This window comes from Aquabacterium sp., assembly GCF_014378415.1.
Classification (GTDB): Bacteria; Pseudomonadota; Gammaproteobacteria; order Burkholderiales; family Burkholderiaceae_C; genus Aquabacterium.
Window position 1 is genome coordinate 1 of the sequence record NZ_JACMNS010000126.1, and the last position, 2,924, is coordinate 2,924.

Genomic DNA, 2,924 nt, shown 5'->3' on the forward strand with positions numbered 1-2,924 from the left:
ATGAGATCGGGGCAGCAGTTGGCCGAGGTGCAGACCGCATACACCACGGCCTGTGCCACATCGTCGGGCGAGAGCGGCGCATAGCTTCTGGCCTTGATGCCCGCCACCACCTGCGCATGCGTGCTGGCCTCGCGGATGCCGGTGTCCACCATGCCCGGCGCAATCTCGGTCACCTTGATGCCGGCGGCAGTCAGCTCCACACGCAGACCCTTGGCAATGCCCGACATCGCATGTTTGGTGGCGCCATATACGGCAGAGAACTTGTTGATGTTGCGGGCCGACAGCGAGGTCATCATCACGATGTGCCCCTTGCCTCGCCCGACCATGTTGGCCGCCACCAGCTGGCGATGCGGATGCTGGCCAGCACGTTGGTCTGGAACATGTCATCGACCTGCTGCTGCGTGAGCTCCAGCAAGGGCGCGTAGGTCAGCACACCGGCGTTGTTGATGAAGATATCAACCCCCGCCGCTGCTGCGGCCAGTTGCTGCGCAAAAGCCGCATCGTTCAGGTCGCCAGCAAGTACCTGCACGGGTACGCCAAGCGCGGCACATTCCTGTGCCAGTCCATCCAGCTCCGCCTGGCGGCGCCCCGTTGCCACAATGCCTGCGCCTTCCCGCGCCAGGGCCAGCGCTGTGGCGCGGCCGATGCCGGCGCTGGCGCCAGTGACCAGCGCGAGCTGGCCGTGCAGCCTGCCGGTTGACTGTGCCGCGCTCATGCCGCGCGCATCTGTTCCACGCCGATGGTGTTGACCATGCTGCTCATGCCGCAGCCTTCCCGCCCGGCAACTCGTCCACGTTGATGGTGTCGTACTTCGCCGGGACGATGATCTCCAGCACCTCCAGGTCATCCGAGTATTCAAGCACCGTGTGCTTGATGCCGGCGGGTTGCACCCAGGAGCTGCCCACCACCATCCGGTGTTCGCCATGGCCGTCAAACTCCGCGCGCATCCAGCCTTTGAGGACATACACCATCTGGAACTTCACGTCGTGTATGTGGCGCTTGCTTACAGCCTCGGGCTCAAAGGGCCGGCCCCGTGCGTTGACATGCGCGTCCACCAGGCCGCCGGTAGCGTCTTTGGTGCCCAGGTCGCGGTAGACCACATAGGGGCGCAGGCCGTTGCCTTCAAATTTGGAGTCGGCCAGGTGGGTCACGTGGAACTTCTGCACTGGCCATTCGCCCAGGTTGCGCATCGCGTCTGCGGCTGTGACCTGGTGGGTGGGTGTCTTGTCGTTGGCGTTGTTCATGGAGCGGCTTGTCAATTTAAGGTGCATCAATCGGACGATTTGATATTGGCGTCTTTTGCCACCTTCACCCAGCGGCTGCGGTCTTCGCGGATCATGGCGGCGAATTTCTGCGGCGAGCTGGTGCCGTCAATCTCCAGCGCATAAGGCGCCATGGCGGCAATGACGTCCGGCATGGCCAGCACCTTGTTCACGGCGGCGGTGATTTTGTCCAGGATCGGCTGGGGCGTGCCGTGCGGCGCGAAGAAGGCTTCAAACTGGCTGGCCTGCATGTCGGGAAAGCCGGCCTCGGCATTGGTGGGAATGTTGGGTGCAATGTTCAGCCGCTTGCTGGTCGTAACGAACAGCGGCGTGACCTTCTGGCTGTTGATGATCGGGATGGCCGTTGCCGAGTTGACGAAGTGAAAATCCACCCGCCCCGCAATCTGGTCCATCAGCGCCTGGGGAGAGCCCTTGTAGGGCACATGCACGGCGTCTATGCCGGCCTTGTCGCGAAACATCTCGACCGTCAGGTGCGAGGGCGACCCATTGCCTGCCGACGCGTAGCTCATCTTGCCGGGGTTGGCTTTGGCCCGCGCGATCAGGTCCTTCGCGTCCTTCAGGTTGAGCGCGGGCGTGGCCACCAGGACCATCGGCGCCCAGGCCACATTGACCACCGGCACGAGGTCGCGGTCCAGGTCATAGGGCATGGACTTGCCAATCGCAATGTTCATGTTCACCGCAGACGAGGTGAACAACAAGGTGTAGCCGTCGGGCGATGCCTTGGCCACGATGTCGTCGCCGATCACGCCGCCCGCGCCGGGCTTGTTGTCAATCATCAGCGGCTGCCCCAGCTCGGCGCGCAGTTTGGGCTCGATCAGGCGCAAGGCGATGTCGGCCACGCCGCCTGCGGGCCAAGGCACCACGACGCGGATCGGCTTGTTGGGGTAGGCGGACTGCGCCAGCGCGTTGCCGGCTGCCAAGGGCCCGAACAAGGCCAACGGGAGCGCGAGCCTCAAGGCAACTGAGGAGATAAGTGACAGTGAAGCGGCTAGGGCCGATCGGCGGTTTGGCATGCTTGTCTCCAGCTTGTGGTTATGGAAAATCAGTTCAAACGAGCTTGTTCAGCTCGTGCACTTGCGCCGCCTTGCCGGTCGCGGCTGCAAGTAAAAAACCGAGGTCAGTGCCGGTGGACACATAGCGCCCGCCCATGGCGACAAACTCGGCCACCAGGTCAGGCCTGGAGGCCAGCCCGCCGATGCCTGCGTACTTGCCGTGCCGCCTGCACGCCGCCACGGTGTGTGCAAAAGCCTCGCGAACGCGCGCATGCCCGTACTGCCCGGCAATGCCCATGGACGCCGTCAGGTCGGTAAAGCCGACCATGCACAGGTCCACACCGTCCACCGCCATGATGGCGTCGGCCTGGTCAATTGCAGCGGTGTCTTCAAACTGCACCATCACCAGCGTGGTCTCGTTCAGGGCGAGGGCGGCTTCATCGGCAGGGAAATTGCGGTAGTCCAGCAGCGCCATGCCGCTGGCCACAGAGCGGCCCCCCAATGGCGCGAACCGGGCAGCGGCCACGACGCGGCGCGCTTCATCAACGCTGGACACATGCGGCGCGATGATGCCCATGGCGCCACCGTCCAGCACGCGCGATATCCATTCAGGTGTGTTGGCCGGCACCCGGACCAGAGGCGCAATGCC

The 2,924-nt window shown here is 64.1% G+C and carries 5 protein-coding genes; all 5 read right to left on the reverse strand.

Translation table 11 applies throughout. The features are described 5' to 3' along the window. On the reverse strand, window positions 1-299 hold a 299-nt coding region (locus tag H7225_RS11795), incomplete at its 3' end, for an SDR family oxidoreductase (RefSeq protein WP_366481443.1). Beyond that, complete coding sequence (locus tag H7225_RS11800; protein ID WP_290662028.1) at window positions 296-715, reverse strand: SDR family NAD(P)-dependent oxidoreductase; 420 nt, start codon at window positions 713-715, stop codon at window positions 296-298. The genes H7225_RS11800 and H7225_RS11795, both read right to left, overlap by 4 nt. 43 nt (window positions 716-758) lie before the next feature. Next, window positions 759-1,244, reverse strand: a complete 486-nt coding sequence (locus tag H7225_RS11805; RefSeq protein WP_290662030.1) for a cupin domain-containing protein — start codon at window positions 1,242-1,244, stop codon at window positions 759-761. A gap of 26 nt (window positions 1,245-1,270) precedes the next feature. Then, window positions 1,271-2,239: a tripartite tricarboxylate transporter substrate binding protein gene (locus tag H7225_RS11810; RefSeq protein ID WP_290662032.1), complete on the reverse strand. Its 969-nt coding sequence runs from the start codon at window positions 2,237-2,239 to the stop codon at window positions 1,271-1,273. A gap of 91 nt (window positions 2,240-2,330) precedes the next feature. Continuing rightward, window positions 2,331-2,924 (reverse strand): aldolase/citrate lyase family protein (locus H7225_RS11815; RefSeq protein WP_290662034.1); only part of this gene is annotated, 594 nt, incomplete at its 5' end.